This is a genomic window from Streptomyces sp. WMMB 714, from assembly GCF_900090125.1.
Classification (GTDB): Bacteria; Actinomycetota; Actinomycetes; order Streptomycetales; family Streptomycetaceae; genus Streptomyces; species Streptomyces daqingensis.
In genome coordinates this window covers 158172-174829 of sequence record NZ_FMHJ01000008.1, presented here as the reverse complement: position 1 = coordinate 174829, position 16658 = coordinate 158172, and the positions used below count along the sequence as shown (strand labels likewise).

The 16658-nt window shown below is 70.7% G+C and carries 13 protein-coding genes; 9 read left to right on the top strand and 4 right to left on the bottom strand.

Annotation, left to right across the window (positions count from 1 at the left end):
* Nucleotides 1-5: 5 nt before the first annotated feature.
* The 3 genes from modA to H181DRAFT_RS16640 form a co-directional block, all read right to left on the bottom strand.
* The gene (modA, locus tag H181DRAFT_RS16650; protein ID WP_045865266.1) at nt 6-803 is read right to left on the bottom strand and encodes a molybdate ABC transporter substrate-binding protein; all 798 of its coding nucleotides are present in this window, start codon (nt 801-803) and stop codon (nt 6-8) included.
* A 106-nt stretch (nt 804-909) separates the two neighbouring features.
* A complete protein-coding gene (locus H181DRAFT_RS16645; protein ID WP_045865265.1) occupies nt 910-1305 on the bottom strand; it encodes a TOBE domain-containing protein in 396 nt (131 codons plus the stop codon).
* Nucleotides 1306-1625: 320 nt separating this feature from the next.
* Complete coding sequence (locus tag H181DRAFT_RS16640; RefSeq protein ID WP_045865264.1) at nt 1626-2564, bottom strand: GHMP family kinase ATP-binding protein; 939 nt, start codon at nt 2562-2564, stop codon at nt 1626-1628.
* A 608-nt stretch (nt 2565-3172) separates the two neighbouring features.
* Between H181DRAFT_RS16640 and H181DRAFT_RS16635 the strand changes: the two genes are divergently transcribed.
* From H181DRAFT_RS16635 to H181DRAFT_RS16595, 9 genes are all read left to right on the top strand, one after another.
* Entirely contained in the window at nt 3173-3955 is a 783-nt protein-coding gene (locus H181DRAFT_RS16635) for a methyltransferase (RefSeq protein WP_107068777.1), read from the top strand.
* A 12-nt stretch (nt 3956-3967) separates the two neighbouring features.
* The gene (locus H181DRAFT_RS16630) at nt 3968-4975 is read left to right on the top strand and encodes a pyridoxal-phosphate dependent enzyme (protein ID WP_045865263.1); all 1008 of its coding nucleotides are present in this window, start codon (nt 3968-3970) and stop codon (nt 4973-4975) included.
* Between the two features lie 101 nt (nt 4976-5076).
* A complete protein-coding gene (locus tag H181DRAFT_RS16625; protein ID WP_045865262.1) occupies nt 5077-5922 on the top strand; it encodes a Rossmann-like domain-containing protein in 846 nt (281 codons plus the stop codon).
* Nucleotides 5919-7235, top strand: a complete 1317-nt coding sequence (locus H181DRAFT_RS16620) for an MFS transporter (protein WP_045865261.1) — start codon at nt 5919-5921, stop codon at nt 7233-7235. The genes H181DRAFT_RS16625 and H181DRAFT_RS16620 overlap by 4 nt, the downstream gene beginning before the upstream one ends.
* A gap of 166 nt (nt 7236-7401) precedes the next feature.
* Complete coding sequence (locus tag H181DRAFT_RS16615; protein WP_368073271.1) at nt 7402-8430, top strand: FecCD family ABC transporter permease; 1029 nt, start codon at nt 7402-7404, stop codon at nt 8428-8430.
* A complete protein-coding gene (locus tag H181DRAFT_RS16610) occupies nt 8430-9242 on the top strand; it encodes an ABC transporter ATP-binding protein (protein ID WP_045865259.1) in 813 nt (270 codons plus the stop codon). Before H181DRAFT_RS16615 ends, H181DRAFT_RS16610 begins: the two co-directional genes overlap by 1 nt.
* Nucleotides 9221-10231, top strand: a complete 1011-nt coding sequence (locus tag H181DRAFT_RS16605; RefSeq protein WP_045865258.1) for an ABC transporter substrate-binding protein — start codon at nt 9221-9223, stop codon at nt 10229-10231. The genes H181DRAFT_RS16610 and H181DRAFT_RS16605 overlap by 22 nt, the downstream gene beginning before the upstream one ends.
* Before the next feature lie 319 nt (nt 10232-10550).
* Nucleotides 10551-11192, top strand: coding sequence for an HAD family hydrolase (locus tag H181DRAFT_RS16600; RefSeq protein WP_045865257.1), 642 nt, complete (start codon nt 10551-10553; stop codon nt 11190-11192).
* Between the two features lie 265 nt (nt 11193-11457).
* Nucleotides 11458-12354: a hypothetical protein gene (locus H181DRAFT_RS16595; RefSeq protein ID WP_045865256.1), complete on the top strand. Its 897-nt coding sequence runs from the start codon at nt 11458-11460 to the stop codon at nt 12352-12354.
* A 94-nt stretch (nt 12355-12448) separates the two neighbouring features.
* Here the strand turns inward: H181DRAFT_RS16595 and H181DRAFT_RS16590 are convergent, their stop codons facing one another.
* On the bottom strand, nt 12449-16324 hold the full coding sequence (locus tag H181DRAFT_RS16590; protein ID WP_052708610.1) for an nSTAND1 domain-containing NTPase: 3876 nt from the start codon (nt 16322-16324) through the stop codon (nt 12449-12451).
* Between the last annotated feature and the right edge of the window lie 334 nt (nt 16325-16658).

Sequence of the window (16658 nt, the reverse complement as noted above, 5' to 3'; positions counted from 1 at the left end):
AAGAGTTACGGCTTCTGGAAGCCCGCGTCGCGCAGGAACTTCTGCGCCTCAGGTGTGCTGAGCCACTTCACGAAAGCCTCGGCGGCCTTGGAGTTCTTCGACGACTTCAGCGTGGCGGCGGGGTAGGAGGCGACGGCGTTCTCGTCGTCGGGAATCCTGATCGCGTCGACCTTGTCCGGGACGGTCGCGGCGTCGGTCTTGTAGACGATGCCCGCGTCGGCCTCTCCCAGTTCCACCTTGCTCAGGACGGCCCGGACGTTCGGCTCCTGGGAGACGGGCCTGACGTCGATCTTCTGCTTGTCCAGGACCTCTTCGCTGTAGCGGCCGACCGGCACCTCAGGTGCGGCGAGTACGACCTTCAGCTCGGGATCGGCGAGGTCCTCGAGGTTCTCGACCTTCTCCGGGTTGTCCTTCCCGGTGGCGATGACCAGGCGGTTCTTCGCGATGACGGTGGAGTCGCCGGTGTCGGACCCCAGCCCGTCCATGGTCCTGGTGTCGGCGGTGACCAGGGCGTCGGCGGGCGCGCCCTGCTTGACCTGCGCGGCGAGTTCCTGGGAGCCGGCGAAGGAGAACTTGAGCTTCGTGCCGGGGTTCTCCTTCTCGTACGCCTTGCCGGCGGTCTTGAAGACGTCGGTGAGTGACGAGGCGGCCAGGACCGTCAGGTCGGCCTTCGGCGCGTTGCCTGAATCGTCCTTCGTGCCGCCGCTGTCCTTGCCGTCGCTGCCGCACGCGCTCAGAGGCACGACGAGAGCGGTGGTGAGGACGGCGGCGGCAGCGCGTCGCAGGATGAGTGCGGATGCCATGAGCTGGGCTCCTTGACGGTCTGGGGTGAAGGCGCGAGGCGCATCTGCGCGGGGCGCGGTGCGGGCAGGCTGAAGGGCCGGAGCAGCACAGGGGCCTGGTGGCGCGTCAGGTGCGGTCGATGTGCACGTTGGTCGACTTCACGCGGGCGGTGGCCTGCATGCCGACCTCCAGGCCCAGCTCTTCGACGGCCTCCCGCGTCAGCAGCGACACGAGCCGGTGCGGTCCGGCCTGGATCTCCACCTGCGCCGCGACGTCACCGACCTTCACGGCGGTCACGATGCCCGGGAAGGCGTTGCGGGCCGAGGTGTAGGACCCTTCCTCCTCGCCGATGCCGCCCTGGCCCACCTCGACGGAGAAGGCGGCCAGGTCTTTGCCGTCGATGAGGCGGCGGCCGGCGCCGTCGCGGTGGGTGGCGACCCTGCCGGCATCCGCCCAGCGGCGAGCGGTGTCGGGGCTTACGCCGAGCAGGCGGGCCGCCTGACCAATCGTGTAGCTCTGCATGCGTGCAAGGTAAGCACGCAATCTGGCATCTGCAAGACATCGGACGCCGCTGTATGGCAAATGCGATCTGATTCAAGACTCCGCATCGCAGCTGACGTAGCACGGTTGGTCACTGAATCCCGTCGGCCCGGCTCGACACCGCAGGCGGGCACATGCTGAGGCATGCTGCTTCGCCGGTTGGCACATCTGGTCGCGCTCGCCCGATACGGACCCTGCTCGAAGGCGTCCAGGGACTCCCGTGCGCAGGGGCGGTGCAGGGGACGGCGCTGCCTTTCGAGCTGCCCCGACACGACGTGATGCCCCTACTCCGACGCCTCCGCTCAGGCTGTGAGCAGGGGTTCGGCGGTGGGTGTTCGCACGTCGGGGAAGCTGAGCGTGCGGTAGACGGCGACGTTGTCGGCGAGTTCGGCGCATGCCGCGGCTGCCTCCGTGGCTCTGCGGGTGCAGGACGGGTCCCGTGAGTCCAGGAGCACTCCGAGAGTGGTGCCGCTGTGGCCGACGGCCACACCGAGGCCGCCCACCTCGCGGCAGATCTTCCGCATGGGTTCCAGTGACCGCTTGTACCGGAGCGGCTGGTTCATCAGTGCGCTTCGGGTTGCGACCTTGCCCACTTCTGTCAGGTCGTGTCGCGGAATGGCGTGGGTGAGCCTGTCCAGCAGCCGGGCGTACTCGTGGCTCTGCGCGGTGGAGTAGGACTTGGGGATGCGGTTGTAGGCGACGGTGTCGACCGCGCCCCCCTCGTCGATGCCCACCACGGTCATCGCCGGGAGGGATCCGAGGACGGCCCGCAGTCGTACCGTCCGGTGGTGGAACGCGACGATCCCGGGGTAGAGAACGCCGTCCGTCGGTTCGATCCGGGCCAGCAGGCGCTCGATCCTGCTGGGCGGCATCGGCGTACGAAGGGACTTCGCCACGGCTCGCGCGGTGGCGACGAGGTCCGCTGAGGAGCTGGCCAGCCCCTTGCCCTCGGGGATCACGCTGCTGACGGTCAGGACGCCCCCGACGGGACGGCGCTCCTCCTCGGCGATCAAGTGCGCCAACCGCAGGGCCTTCTTCTTGTGCTCGGGCCGTACGGTGATCCCGTCGGCTCCCGGGTCCTGACGGAATGTCGCCATGCTCCACCGGGCGACCGGCAGGGTCACGAGGAAGTCGCCGCCATCCCCCGGCAGCACGCCCTGCAGCAGTTCGCCGAAGGTTCCGAAGGCAGTGCCCGTGCCCGCCAGTCCCTGTCGCGGTGTCACGTCGTGGGAGCGATTCACGTGTTCCTCTCTTCTTCCTGCGTCGCCTCCTCGTAGCCGCAGCTGTGCGACCGCATGAGCGCGTGTGGCCGAGAACCGCCGCGTACCTGCCGACGGCCGACTCGATGTCACATCACGGTGAAGGCGGCTTCAGGGTTCAGCGGACCGCACACCACGTACGGACCCGGCTGAAGGCCATGCGGGGACGGGGCTTCTCGCGTACGGGCGGGGTCGGTTGACGGCTGCGGCGAGGTCGGCATCGAGGGCCCACGCCGCGGGTAGACGGTGGAGACGAAACTGATAATCGTTTTAACTCATGCGGGCGTGATGAGGCAAGTCGGCGGTGCCTGTGCGCGTGGGGGTGTCCTCGGGTTCGAGCGGCCTCGCTGCGCTGTCGGCGGCGTGCGGCCAAAAGCGCTCTTGACAATCATTTCCATTTGTCTGATGCTCGCTGGCACCAGGCAGCCGCCCGGATTCAGTCGTGCCGTATCGGGGTGTGAGCCGCTCCGGACCGCGAGGACTGCGGCGGGATGCCTCGGAGTTCACCTCCTGCGGGAGGTGCGCGTCATGACGTAGCGGCGCAGCCGGCGGGGTCGGCACCCGCAGGAAGAACCCCAGCAGGAGGAGCCATGGGCGAGCAGAACCGTACGAGGACAGCACTCTCCGCCGACGACCCGGCAGTGGCCAGGGCGTGGGATCTTCACGGGACCCTTCCGCACACGCTTCCCGCAGCCGACATCATCGCCCTCAACACCCCCAAGGCGGACCTGCACACGTGGCGCACGTACGGCTACCGGGACTGGACGTTCGACATGCCTCCCGGCGTCTTCACGCCGGGGGAGACGAGCCGGATGATCCACGACCGCATCCTGGACGGGACCATCCCCGTCGGCGGCAGGTCGTACGCCGCGATGGGGGCCGGCCTGGGGGTCGAGGCCGTCGTCGCCGGACTCCGCGGGGCGAAGGAGATCCACGCGGTGGACATCGACCCCGAGAGCGTGCGGGCGATGACGGAAGCCTACGAGCGGATCGTGGGCGACCGGCCGGGGACCCTCTTCCACCCCTGGGTCTCCGACCTGTTCGAGAGCGTGCCCGACGGAGCGCAGTTCGACGTCATCACCTTCAACCCGCCCGCCGTGCGGGAGACGGTGAGCGAGGACCCGGCCGTCGTGCGGAACGTGTGCGTGGGGATCGGCATCGTGCGGCAGTTCTTCGACCAGATCGTGCAGCGGGACCTGCTGGCGGTCGACGGCGAGATCTACTTCATCGTCTCCAACACCTCCGAACTGCGGAACATCATCGCCTACGCGATCGAATCCGGGTTCCTCCCGGAGGTGATCCACCATCAGACGTGGGACACGGACGAGGTGCAGACCTTCCTGTTCAAGTTGCGCCGAAACGCAGCGGTCTGACGGGCCCCGGGAATGCACTCGCACATAGCGGAAGCGATCAAGCAGCCCGATCTGATCCGTCTCGCACCGGATCTGATCTGCCTGCGCTTCGAGACGATGAAGGTCTACTCGGCCCTGGGAGCGGTTCGCCACCTGCTCGATTCGGGAGCCGTGAAGCCTGGCGACACGCTCATCGACAGCTCAAGTGGCATCTACGCGCAGGCCCTTGCGCTCGCCTGCCACCGGTACGGGCTCAAGTGCCACATCGTGGGCTCCACGACCGTGGACCGGACGCTCCGCGTGCAGCTGGAGATCCTCGGCGTCACCCTGGAACAGGTCGAGCCGTCGAAGAACCTGCGCCTGGACCAGGAACTGCGGGTTCGCCGGATCGCGGAGATCCTCGAGGAGAATCCGTCGTACCACTGGATGCGGCAGTACCACGACGAGATCCACTACTACGGCTACCGCGAGGTCGCCGACGCCCTGGACCGGGAAGTCCCCGCGGGGGCGGTCACCTTGGTCGGTGGCGTCGGATCGGGTGCGTCGACGGGCGCCATCGCCACATACCTGCGGGAATCCGGCCGGGACGTGTCCGTCGCGGGCGTACAGCCCTTCGGCAGCGTGACGTTCGGATCGGAGCACGTGCCGGACCCGGACATGATCATCGCCGGTATCGGCAGCGCCATCGAGTTCAAGAACGTCAGGCACGAGCTGTACGACAGGATCCACTGGGTCAACTTCGAATGCGCTCTGTCGGGGTCCGTCGAACTGCTGCGCAGCACCGGCATATTCGCCGGACTCTCGGCCGGAGCGGCGTACCTGACCACCCTCTGGGAACGGCGCGGGGACGGCTCTCGCACGTACGTCTTCATCGCTGCCGACACGGGCCACCGCTACGTCGAGGACGCCTACGCCCGGCACCGGGGTGCCAAGGACATGGAGACCCTGAGGCCGCACGAGATCACCTCCCTCGACGAACTGAAACCCCCCTGGTCGGCGGCCTCCTGGCGTGACATCTCCCGGGCGGCGCACGGCAGCTGAGATCCGCCGGCGACGAATCCGGCCGGGGTCGTCACAGACGGCCGGCCTCCTGCTCGCAGAGCAGCGGGCGACACATCCATCGATCGACGAGAGAACTTAGAATGCCCTACCCGAAGCCGCACACCGTGGCGGAACTCACCGAGGGAATACTGAAGGGGGCCTACGGCCCGGATCCGAAGGACGTGACCGTCACCAGCGCCTTCTGGCTCTACCACACCACGCGGCTGGCGGGCGGCGACGTCACGTACCACAACCACTATCTCCTGCTGCGCGTGGGAGACAGCTTCGGAGCCTGCTCCTTCGAAGCGGGCGAGGTGAGCCCTGACTTCTGCGAGAACGCCTCCGGATTCACTCTGGAGACGCTCCTGCGCAGCGAGTCCGCTTCCGTCCGCATCGCCGCGCTGGACGCCTACCTCTCGCGGGTCCGGCCGCACCGGCAGGCCGGTGAGGCCGAACCGGTCACGCTGCCCACGGGAACGCCGGAGATACGGGCGAGGGCACGGGACGCCGCCGTCGCCGGACTCCTCGACATCGAGCCGGGCGCCAAGGTGGCTCTGATCGGTGTGGTGAACCCGCTGATCGAAGCGATACGTGAGCGGGGCGGCGTCTGCCTGCCCTGCGACCTGAACCTGCGCACCACCCGATGGGGTGAGCCCGTCTCGGACGACATGACCGAAGTACTCGAGCAGGCCGACGCCGTGGTGGCCACCGGAATGACCCTCGGCAACGGCACGTTCGACCTGATTCTCGAACACTGCAGGCACCGCGACGTCCCGCTCGTGGTCTACGCACAGACCGGGAGTGCCGTCGCCCGCGCGTTCCTGGCCAGCGGCGTCACCGCCCTCTCGGCCGAGGCGTTCCCCTTCTCGCAGTTCAGCGCGGACGCGACGGTCCTGTACCGCTACCGGGCCGACCGCCCCGCGGCGGAACTCGAGGAGGCGTCGTGAGCGCCGGCACCGGGACCTCACCGATGAAGCGCGACAGCCGGGACACCGACGAGCAGCTTCCGGGCGACCTGAAGATGACGCGCACGCTGTGGCCGATCCTGCTGGCCTCGGCGGTCGGGCTGCTGCCGTTCACCATCTTCAGCACCTATCTGGTGCCGATCGCGGACGGGTCCGGGAGCAGCGTCGCCGCGATGGGCGGGCTCCGCGGGCTCGGCGGGTTGGCGGCCCTGCTGGTGGGCACGGCGCTGGCACCGCTGATCGACCGCGTCCCGAAGGAGTGGGCCGCTGCCGGCGGGCTCGGAGTGCTGGCCGTCTCCGCCGCTCTCGGAGCGAGCGGCGAATACATCCTCCTGGTGGCGTTCTGCCTGCTCGTCGGGGCTGGGACAGCCGTACTCAACCCGGCTCTGACCGCGGCGGCGGCCGACCGGTTCGGTGCCGGGAAGGCAGCGAGCCGAGCGGCGACGCTGGTCACGGCCACGCAGTCCATGACGGCGATGCTCGCGGCGCCCCTGATCGCGCTGCCCGCGGCGTTCTGGGGATGGGAGGGAGACCTTCTCGCGGTCACAGCCATCTCGCTGCTGCTCGCGGCGGTCCTTCTCTCCCGGCGCAGCCGTTCCCGCGTCGAGGGAGAGGAAGAGGCTGACGGCGGGGAGAAGTTGAGCTACCTCGCCTCCTTCAAGGCCCTTGGCGCGGTGCGGGGTGCCGTGCCTCTGCTGCTGATCTCCCTTCTCCGCACGGCGGTGTTCATGGGGTATCTGGCATATCTGGCCGCGTACTACGACAGCCGCTTCCAACTCGACCCCGGCCTCTTCTCGTTGGTGTGGACGCTCAGCGGTGCTTCGTTCTTCGTGAGCAACCTCCTCACCGGACGGCTCACGAACTCCGCGGGGCCCCGCGTGCGTACGGAGCACTTGCTGATCCTCGGCCTCGTCGCGGCTCTGGCCTCCGTCGTCGGTTTCTACTTCACGCACTGGCTTCCGCTGGCTCTCGTGCTCACCTCGCTCCACGCGGCCAGTCACGCGGTCGTCGCCGCGTGTGCCGTGAGTCTGCTGGTGAGGCGCTGCGGGGCGCTGCGCGGATCGGCGCTGAGCGTCAACGCCGCGGGGATGAGCCTCGGCGTCTTCGTCGGAGCTTCCCTCGGCGGCGCCGGACTCGGCCTCGCCGGCTATCCCGGAGTCGCGTTGGTCTTCGGGGCGCTCATGGCGTCGGCGCTGGGAGCGGCCTTCCTGGTGTCGCGTCTCTCCGGCGACGAACACACCGGTGAGGACGGCACGGAGAACCCCGGTTCCTCCGGCACGTCCACGACCCCGTGACCGGCTCCCTCACGACGGACACGTCGTCCACCATCCGTTCCGGAAAGGAGTACGTATGCGCCCGTCAGCATCCCCGGCGCCGACGGTGAGCAGCGATTCCCGCATCCCGGAAGGGAAGGTGGGCCGGGCCTCCGGTGCCCGGGGCTCCGAGTCCTCTGCCTCGCGCATGAGACTGACGATGGCCTGCGTCGGGCTGGCTGCCCTGCTACTGGCGTCCGTCGTCGTCGCGATCGGCCTCGGAACCGCGGTGATCACGCCGGGGGACACGGCCCGGTACCTGTGGGCCGCCCTGACCGGCGGGAAGATCGGCGCGAGCGAATCCACGACGTATCAGATCGTCTGGGAGATCCGCACACCACGCGTGCTCCTGGCCGCCCTCGTCGGAGCGGGACTGAGCACCATCGGGGTCGCCGTGCAGGCGATGGTGCGCAACGCGCTGGCCGACCCCTACGTCCTGGGTGTCTCCTCCGGCGCGTCCGTCGGTGCCGTCAGCGTCACCGTCACCGGCGGGATCGCGGGCCTGGGTGTCTACGCCATGTCCGCCGGCGCCTTCCTGGGGGCCCTGGCGGCGTCCGCCCTGGTGTACGCCGCTGCCGTGAGCCGGGCCGGGATGTCCCCGCTGCGCCTCATCCTGACCGGCGTCGCCATGGCGCTCGGCTTCCAGGCCGTGATGAGCATGATCATCTACCTGGTCCCCAACAGCGAGGCCACCAGCACGGTCCTGTACTGGACCATGGGCAGCTTCGGGTCCGCCACGTGGGCAGCCCTGCCCGCGGTGGCCGCTGCGGTGCTGCTCGGCCTGGCCGTGCTCAGGCGCTTCAGCCGCGCGCTGGACGTGATGGCGCTCGGCGACGAAACGGCGGCGAGCCTGGGCGTCGACCCCGACCGGCACCGCAAGCGGCTCCTGGTCCTCATCTCGCTCGTGACCGGCGCCATGGTCGCCGTGAGCGGTGCCATCAGTTTCGTCGGCCTGGTCATGCCCCATCTGGTGCGCATGGTCGTCGGGTCCACGCACGCGCGCGTCCTCGCCGTCAGCCCCCTGGTCGGAGCCGTCTTCATGGTCTGGGTGGACCTCGCCGCCCGAACACTCGTCGCCCCGCGGGAACTGCCCCTCGGCGTCATCACCGCACTGGTCGGCGTCCCGGTCTTCGTCACCCTGATGCGCCGCAGGGCCTACATGTTCGGAGGCCGCTGATGGATCTCACCCTCGACCGGCTCTCCGTCGTCACCGACGGCAAGAAGCTCCTTCGCGACCTCTCCCTGAACGTGCCGGACGGCCGATGCGTCGGCCTCGTCGGACCCAACGGAAGCGGCAAGTCCACCGCGCTCAAGTGCATCTACCGCGCCCTGCGCCCCAGTTCCGGCACCGTACGGATCGGCGAGGAGGAACTCTCCCGTCTGAGCATGCGGCGGAGCGCCCGAATGATCGCCGCCCTCGCCCAGGACGGGGAGGTCGAACTCGACTTCACCGTGGAGGAGGTCGTCGCGCTGGGCCGTACGCCCCACATCCGCGGCAACCAAGCACTCAGCGGGAGGGAGCGGGAGCTGTGCGAGCGGGCCATGGAACAGCTCGACATCTCCCACCTGGCCCGGCGCGGCGTCCTGACGCTCTCCGGCGGTGAGCGTCAACGCGTCCTCGTCGCCCGCGCGTTGGTCCAGGAGCCGAAGATCCTCGTCCTCGACGAGCCGACCAACCATCTCGACGTACGTCATCAGGTGGAGTTGCTCTCCTTGCTGCGCGGCGCCGGCCTGACCACCTTGGTCGTCCTGCACGACCTCAACCTCGCCGCCGCGGCCTGCGACCTTCTCGGCGTGCTCTCCCAAGGACGCCTGGTCGCCTCCGGAGCTCCCGGGAAGGTCCTGACGCCGGAACTGGTGCACGACGTCTTCGGCGTCCGCGCCACCGTCGTCAGCCACCCCCTGACGGGTGATCCGCAACTGCTGTACTCCCTCGCCCCGCCATCACCGAACGGAAGAGACGCATCATGCCCCTCACCTGGCCACTGAACTCCGCACGGCGACGCGCCGTCATGGGGTCGACCGCGGCTGCCGCCCTCCTGCTCACGGGATGCGGAGCCGACGTCACGACCGACGGGAAGAAGTCCGAGAAGACCACCGTCAAGAGGTGTGCCGAGCCGGTCGAGTACACCACCCCCGAGCGTACGGTCGCCTACGAAGGGGGAAGCGCCGACAAACTCTTCAGCCTCGGACTGACGGAGCATGTGTACGGCTACGTGATGCCGCCGGCGAACCCGCCCGTGAAGGAGTCGCCGTGGGCGTCCGAATACGCCAAGGTGAAGAAACTCAGCGACGACCTCCTCAACAAGGAAGTCGTCGTCGACGCGAAAGCCGACCTCGTGGTAGCCGGCTGGAACTCCGGCTTCAGCGACCAGCGCGGGATCACACCCGCGATCCTGGACAAGCTCAGGATCCAGAGCTTCATGCACACCGAGAGCTGCTACAACTACCCGAAGCACCCTGAGAAGAAGAAGCCCTTCGAAGCCCTCTACACCGACCTGGAGCGCCTCGGAAAGATCTTCAGGGTGGAGGACAAGGCGGAGAAGGTCGTCGCCGATCTCAGGAAGCGTGAGAAGGCCGTCTCCGCAAAGGCACCCAAGGGCGACCCCGTACCCGTCTTCCTCTACGACTCGGGCACGGACCAGCCCTTCACGGCAGGGAACCAGGTCCCGCCCGACGACATCATCAAGAAGGCCGGCGGGAAGAACATCTTCTCCGGCCTCGACCAGCGCTGGACGCAGGTGAGCTGGGAAAGCGTCACCAAGGCCGGGCCCGAGGTCGTCGTCATCCTCGACTACGGCGACAAACCCGCCAAGAAGAAGATCGAATTCCTCAAGAAGTCACCGCAGACGCGGGAGTTGCCCGCCGTGAAGAAGAACAACTTCTTCATCCTCGACTACAACGAGGGAATCAGCGGCCCCCGCAACATCGACGGCCTGGAGAAGTTCGGCACGTACCTGCGTGAACTGAAGCGCTGACCGTGTATGCAGGCAGGCAGGCAGGCAGGCAGGCAGGCAGGCAGGCACCGGCACTCTTCGGCTGCACAGGCAGCAGGCACGTCGGTGGCTTGGCGGCTGAGGAAGGCGCGGTGGCGGCGTGGGGCCGCCGGGTCGTGGCGGGTCCTGGAGGTGGACTGCGACGACCACGGGAACGGAAGGGATCCGGCGGGGCTCCGTCGCGCCGGATCGCAGCGGAGGGCAGTGACAGCGGTGGCGGTGACTGCCCTCCATCGCTGGGGGTGAGCGCTGAGATCGGCATGACCACCCCGGGCTTTCGTCGGGGTGGTATCCAGATCGGATGACTGAGGCATTCATCCGCCGGCCCTGTGACACCGTCCTGTGCGACCTCGACGGTGTGATCCGATTCTTCGACCATGCCGAGGTGATTCGCCTTGAGCGCGATGCCGGGTTGCCGGAGGGCAGCACGGCCGCAGTGGCGTTCGGCCCGGAGAACGGCACGGACCTGATACTGGGAAAGATCACCAAGAAGCAGTGGGCGGACTCGATCGCCCGCGGGCTCGCGGAGCGCATCCCTGAGGTCGACGCCCGTGCGCTGGCCGACGCCTTCACCACGACCCCCGCCTGGGCGGACCCGATACCGGTCGCCCTCCTCCGCGAGGCCCGAGAGCACTGCACGGTCGTCCTCGTGACCAACGCGACCACGTGGCTGGACGACGATCTTGCCCGACTCGGTATCGCCGACCTGGCGGACGACGTGGTGAACAGCGCCCGTGTCGGGTGCGCCAAGCCGGACGTCCGCATCTACGAGATCGCCGCAGAGCGAGCAAGGGCCACCCCCGACCGCTGCCTCTTCGTGGACGACCGGGAGGCGAACGTGGAGACCGCCACCAGGCTCGGAATGGCGGGGGTGCACTATCGCGAATCCACTGACCTGCGCGAGGCCCTGCTCAGGTTCTGTCCCACTGCGGCCTCGTCGTAGACGCCCGGGTCGACGAGGCCGGGGATCGTCCCGGCGACGCTCTCATGCACCTGAGCAACTGCGCTGAGGCGGAGAACCACAGCTGTTCACGGCCGGGCGAGGGCGCGGAACTCGTGGGCCTCCGGCACGGTCGGGGCCCGCCGGGGGCGGTGGTTGTTCACGGCGGCGGAGCGGGTTTCCGAACAATGCGCCCCTGAACTGGAGTTGCTCTGGGCGGCCGAAAGCCGGGCGTCCGGACGGGTCATGCGCAGGAGAGGGGTCGTCGGTGTTCAAGAGGGTTGGTGCCGCGGTGGTGGCCGCCGGGCTGGTTCTGGTGGTGAGCGGCTGCGGGGGCGGCGCGGAAGGGAAGGCGGACGCGTCGGGGAAGGGATCGGCCGACGCGACGCCGACCCGGCCGCCGTCGAAGAAGCTGGTGGAGTGGGTCGGCGGCATGTGCGAGTCGACGGCGGAGCTCAAGGCGGTCCGCAAGGACAGCGCGGCGCAGCTGAAGGAGATCCGGAACCCGGACAAGACCGGTCCGTCCGCCGAAGTCCTCGCCGTCGGCTACCTCTCGGGGACGCCCACGGCCGTGGAGGACGTGGAGCGCGACATGGGGGAGTTCGGCAGCTCGGACGTTCCCAGGGCGGACAGCCTGCTCGAAGCGTGGCGGAAGAAGCTGAAGCGCGTCGTGTCCGAGCTGGACGACGTGTCCCCGGGTGACGCCTTCGACGACGCGGAGGGCAGCGCCGAGGACGTGGACGGGCGCGTCCAGTCCCTCACGTCCCCCGAGCCGGACCTTCCGGCGCTGATGAAGAAGGACCCGCAGCTCAAGGCCGCGCACAAGCGCGCGAAGCAGTGCGCCCCCGGCTGGAAGCCCGACCCGGAGGAGGACGCTCCGGCGCCCGCCTCCACAGGCCCCCTGCCGAAGGCGGCGGACGGCAAGAAGACCGGCGCCTGCACGGACGGCGAGTGCGAGATCCTGGTGACCTCGACGGAGGACGTCACGGCGAAGGGGATCAGCGTGCACGTCTCCGTCTCCGACGAGTCCGTCACGTTCAGTTCGGGCGGCACGATCATGCAGTTGGGCGGCGTCGGAGGTGTTGCCTCGTTCGGCGACGAGCTGGCCGTGACCGTCGTCGCACACAACAAGGACGGTGCCGTGCTGAAGTTCGCCGCTCCCTGAGCGCCGCCCCCGCGCCGTCCCGTCAGCGCCGCTCCACAGGCCGCCGGCCCGGCATGCCGGCGCGGCGGATTCCCGTTCACGCGCCCCGCGCCGGTCAGGGTTCCTCGCAGGCCTCCCGGTAGCCGAGTTGCGGCAGGTGCTCGCGCCAGTCGGACCGGGTGAGGACGCCGCCGGTGCGGTCGCAGACGTAGGACGCCGCGCGGTCCGGGTCCAGGGTCCACACCCGGGCCGTCAGGTCGTAGCTCGCCGAGGTGAGGGTGCCGCCCTTCGGGCTGAACGCGACGGAGGTGACGGTGTCGACGTGGCCGGCCAGCTCCTGGCCGTACTGCTCGGCACCGGCGGGGTCGGCGACGTCCCACAGCCGGACGGTGCTGTCGCCGCCGCCCGTGGCGAGGGTCTCGCCGTCCGGGGCGAAGGCCACGGTCCGGACCGGCCCGCGGTGCCCGGCCAGCGCGTCCCCCACCGGGCGTGCCCGGCTGGGCTGCCGCACGTTCCACAGCCGGGCCGTCCGGTCGTCCCCGCCGGTGGCGAGGGTCTCGCCGTCCGGGGCGAAGGCCACTGCGTGGACTGTCCGTTCGTGGCCGGTGAGGGCGCTGCCCGCGGGGCGTGCGCGGCCGGGCCGCCGTACGTCCCACAGGCGCGCCGTGCCGTCCTCGCTGCCGGTGGCCAGGGTGCGGCCGCCGCGTGCGAAGTCCGCGGAGACGACGGCGTCCTCATGTCCGCGCAGCGGTTCGCCGAGCGGGCGTGCCCGGTCCGGCTGCCGTACGTCCCAGAGCCGCACGGTGTCGTCGTTCCCGCCGGTCGCGAGCGTGCGGCCGTCCGGGGCGAACGCGACGGTGAGGGCGCCGCCGTCGTGCGCGTCCAGCGGTTCGCCGGCGGGCGTGGGGTGTTCGGGGTCCGACACGTCCCACAGGCGCACCGTTCCGTCCGCCGAGCCGCTGGCCGCCGTGCGGCCGTCGGGGGCGAAGGCGACGGCCCGCACGTCGTCCTCGTGGCCGGTCAGCGTGCCGGTCCGGCGCGGGCGGCCGGGCTCCCGTACGTCCCACAGGCGGACCAGTGCGTCGTCGGTGCTGGCGGTGGCGAGCGTGCGGCCGTCGGGGGTGTAGTCGACGGAGGCCAAGGGGTTGGTGAAGTCGGTCAGGACGGTCGGGGGCCGGTGCCACAGGCGGACGTCGCGGTCGGCGCCCGCGCTGGCGAGGGTGCGCCCGTCGTGGCCGAACTCCACTTCCCACACCGCCTCGGTGTGGCCGGTCAGCGGTTCGCCGAGCTGCTGGGGGTAGGCGGGATTGGCCACGTTCCACAGGATCGGCGAGTCGTCCTCGCCCGCGGTGGCCAGCGCCTTCCCGTCGGGGCTGAAGGCGACGGAGAGGACCGCCGAGGTGTGTCCGGTGAGCGGGTCGCCGAGGGGTTCGAGCCGGGCCGGGTCGGACGCGTCCCACAGCCGTACGGCCTCGTCGTAGCCTGCGCTGGCGAGGGTCTTGCCGTCGGGGGAGAAGTCCAGCGTCCAGGCGGGTTCGGTGTGTTCACGCCGGGGCTTGCCGAGCGGTTCGGCCCCGTTTCCGCCGTAGCGCCACATGCGCACGGTCCCGTCGTAGCCGGCGGTGGCCAGGGTGTCGCCGTCGGGGGAGAACGCGATGTCCCGGACGCTGCGCTTCGCCGATCCGTCGGCCTCGACGGGCTTGCCCACGGGCTGTGGACGGGCCGGGTCGGACACGTCCCACAGCCGCAGGGTCGCGTCGTCGCCCGCGGTGGCCAGCACTTTCCCGTCGGGTGAGAAGGCCGTGGAGACGACGTGCTTCTCGTCGTGGCTCGTCACCGGCCGGCCGACGGGGCGGGGCCGCTTCCGGTCGCGTACGTCCCACAGGCGGATCGTGCCGCCGTCGCCCGCGGCCGTCAGCAGGTGGCCCGAGGGAGAGAAGGCGACGGAGCTGACCCGGCCCGTAGGCAGACGCAGCGGCCGGCCCAGCGGGCTGCCCGAGCCGGCCGCACGGGAGGCCTTGCCGGGCCGGGCGGCGGTGTCCCACAGACGGACGGTGCCGTCGTGGCCGCCGCTGGCGAGGGTGCGCCCGCCGGGTGCGTACGCCACGGAGCTGACGACGCCGCGGTGGCCGGGCAGCTTCGTCGACAGCACGCGGCCCGCGTCCGAAGCCAGCCGGGTCCGCAGGTCGGGAGTGGAGCGCATGCGGTAGGCGGCGGTGTCGAGCCGTGCGGCGAGCCCGGCGTGTGTCTCGCGGAGACCGTCCGCCTCGGCCGTGATACGGCCGAAGACGACGTCGTCCCGCTCGGCCTGCGCGGTGGCGCGCGCCTGAAGGGCGGCGACGGCGGTGCCCCCGGCGAGCAGCGCCAGCGCGGCCAGCACGGCGACGACGGTACGCCGCAGACGCGCGGCGCGATGCCGGCGGCGGAGTGAGGCAGTGAGGAACTGCCGCTCCAGCGGGGTGAGTTCGTCGCCGCGGGCGTCGTCTCCGTCTCCGGGACGTGCGGTGCGGTGCGCGGCGTCCCGCGGCATGAAGGCGTCGCGTGCGGCGTCCAGCCGGCTGCCCGCGTACAGCGCGGCGTTCTCGCGGTCGAGCGCCTGCCAGGTGCGCGCCGACTCCGAGAGGGCCCGGTGGACGCGCAACCGGTCGCGCTCGGCGTCGATCCACGCGCGCAGGCGCGGCCAGGCGTTGATGAGCGCTTCGTGGGCCAGATCGACGGTGCCGTCGTCGAAGGTGACGAGCCGGGCGCGGACCAGGCGCTCCAGCACGATCCGCGTGTCGGCGGGGTCGCCGAAGTCGAGCTCCGCGTGCTCGGCGGGACGGCGCGTGTCGGGCGTGCCATCGCCGGGCGCGACGAGACGCAGCAGGATGCGGCGGGCGATCTCGGCCTGGGGCGGGGTGAGTTCGCCGTAGACCTGCTCGGCCGTGCGGACGACGGCGCCGTGCAGCCCGCCCGCCGCCTCGTACGCCGACTCGGTGAGGGCCCGGCCGCTGCGGTGGCGCCACGTCTCCAGCAGGGCGTGGGACATCATCGGCAGCCCGCCGGGTGCGCCCTCGACCTCGTCCAGCAGGCGGTCGGTGAGGGCGCGTTCGACGATCAGGGAGTCCGCGGCGGCCGGGCGGACGATCGCCTCCCGCAGCTCCGTGCGGCTCATGGGCCCGACGAGCAGCGTGGCGTCCTGCAACGCGGCCGTCAGACCGGGGTGTTCGGCGCATCGGCCCAGGAAGTCGGCCCGTACGGCGATGACGACGCGCAGCCTGCCGTCGGCGCCGGTGGCGGCGAGGAGGCGGTCCGTGAAGGCGTCCCGGTCCGCGGGGGCGGAGCAGAGGGTGTACAGCTCCTCGAACTGGTCGACGATCAGCCAGGTGTCGGCGTCGGTGTCCGGCACCGGCAGCAGCCGGTCGGCGTGCGTGCGCAGCGGGTCGGCTCCGGGGGTGAGGATGCGGACGGCCGCGGGGGCGGTGCCGCTGTCGCCGCCCTCCCCGTCACGGGGGGCGCGCAGCCGGGGGATCAGGCCGGCACGCAGCAGCGAGGACTTGCCGCTGCCGGAGGGGCCGAAGACGGCGGTGAAGCGGTGCTTGCGGTTGAGCTCGGCGAGCCGCTCCACGAGCTGGTCGCGGCCGAAGAAGAGCGCGGCGTCTCCCGGTTCGTACCGGGTGAGACCCCGGTAGGGCGCGCGGGCGGTGTCGTTCTCCGCGCTTCCGGCGGCCGCTTCGGCCGACGCCTCGCCCCAGAGCCGCTCCCACTCCACCACGTCCCCGCCGCACGCCTTGACGTAGGCGAGCGCCACCGCGCGGGTCGGCAGCTGCTTACCCGCCGCTGCCTGCGACAGAGTGGTCACTCCGTACTTCGCCCGCTCGGCCATCACCCGGTAGGTGGGCCTTCCCGCGGACTCGCGCAGCGCGCGCAGTCCCGCGGCGAACCGCTGGACCGGCCCTGCGTCCGGATCCAGATCGCCCTCGCTGCGCCCCGGCCCTGGTCGTCCTGACACCGCCCCGCCCCGCCCCCGTTCCCCCATGCCGCCGGACATCACCACGCGGGTCACCCAGCGCGTCTGCCCGGGCGCCCACGGTAGGCACTGACGGGCGACGGCTGCAACCGCGGTCCGGGCCTACCTCGCGCGGCACGCGGGGAGTTCGCCTCGACGTCCTTCTTCCGGCTTCCGGGCGGGCCCTTCTTCCGGCCGGGCGGCCCCCGGCCGCCGCCCGCGACCGCCTCCGCCCCGTGCCACCTGGTTGTTCGGTGCCGGAGGAGGGGCTGCCGAACAAAGACCGGCGCCGGTCGAATGCCTGTGGTGGCCGAACAGGCCACGGCGGATCCGGGCC

Bases quoted from the DNA above. Each gene is read 5' to 3' on its own strand.
- H181DRAFT_RS16600 (WP_045865257.1), top strand. From the start codon at position 10,551: ATGACTGAGGCATTCATCCGCCGGCCCTGTGACACCGTCCTGTGCGAC.
- H181DRAFT_RS16610 (WP_045865259.1), top strand. From the start codon at position 8,430: ATGGATCTCACCCTCGACCGGCTCTCCGTCGTCACCGACGGCAAGAAG.
- modA (WP_045865266.1), bottom strand. From the start codon at position 803: ATGGCATCCGCACTCATCCTGCGACGCGCTGCCGCCGCCGTCCTCACC.
- H181DRAFT_RS16615 (WP_368073271.1), top strand. From the start codon at position 7,402: ATGAGACTGACGATGGCCTGCGTCGGGCTGGCTGCCCTGCTACTGGCG.
- H181DRAFT_RS16635 (WP_107068777.1), top strand. From the start codon at position 3,173: ATGGGCGAGCAGAACCGTACGAGGACAGCACTCTCCGCCGACGACCCG.
- H181DRAFT_RS16630 (WP_045865263.1), top strand. From the start codon at position 3,968: ATGCACTCGCACATAGCGGAAGCGATCAAGCAGCCCGATCTGATCCGT.
- H181DRAFT_RS16625 (WP_045865262.1), top strand. From the start codon at position 5,077: ATGCCCTACCCGAAGCCGCACACCGTGGCGGAACTCACCGAGGGAATA.
- H181DRAFT_RS16605 (WP_045865258.1), top strand. From the start codon at position 9,221: ATGCCCCTCACCTGGCCACTGAACTCCGCACGGCGACGCGCCGTCATG.
- H181DRAFT_RS16645 (WP_045865265.1), bottom strand. From the start codon at position 1,305: ATGCAGAGCTACACGATTGGTCAGGCGGCCCGCCTGCTCGGCGTAAGC.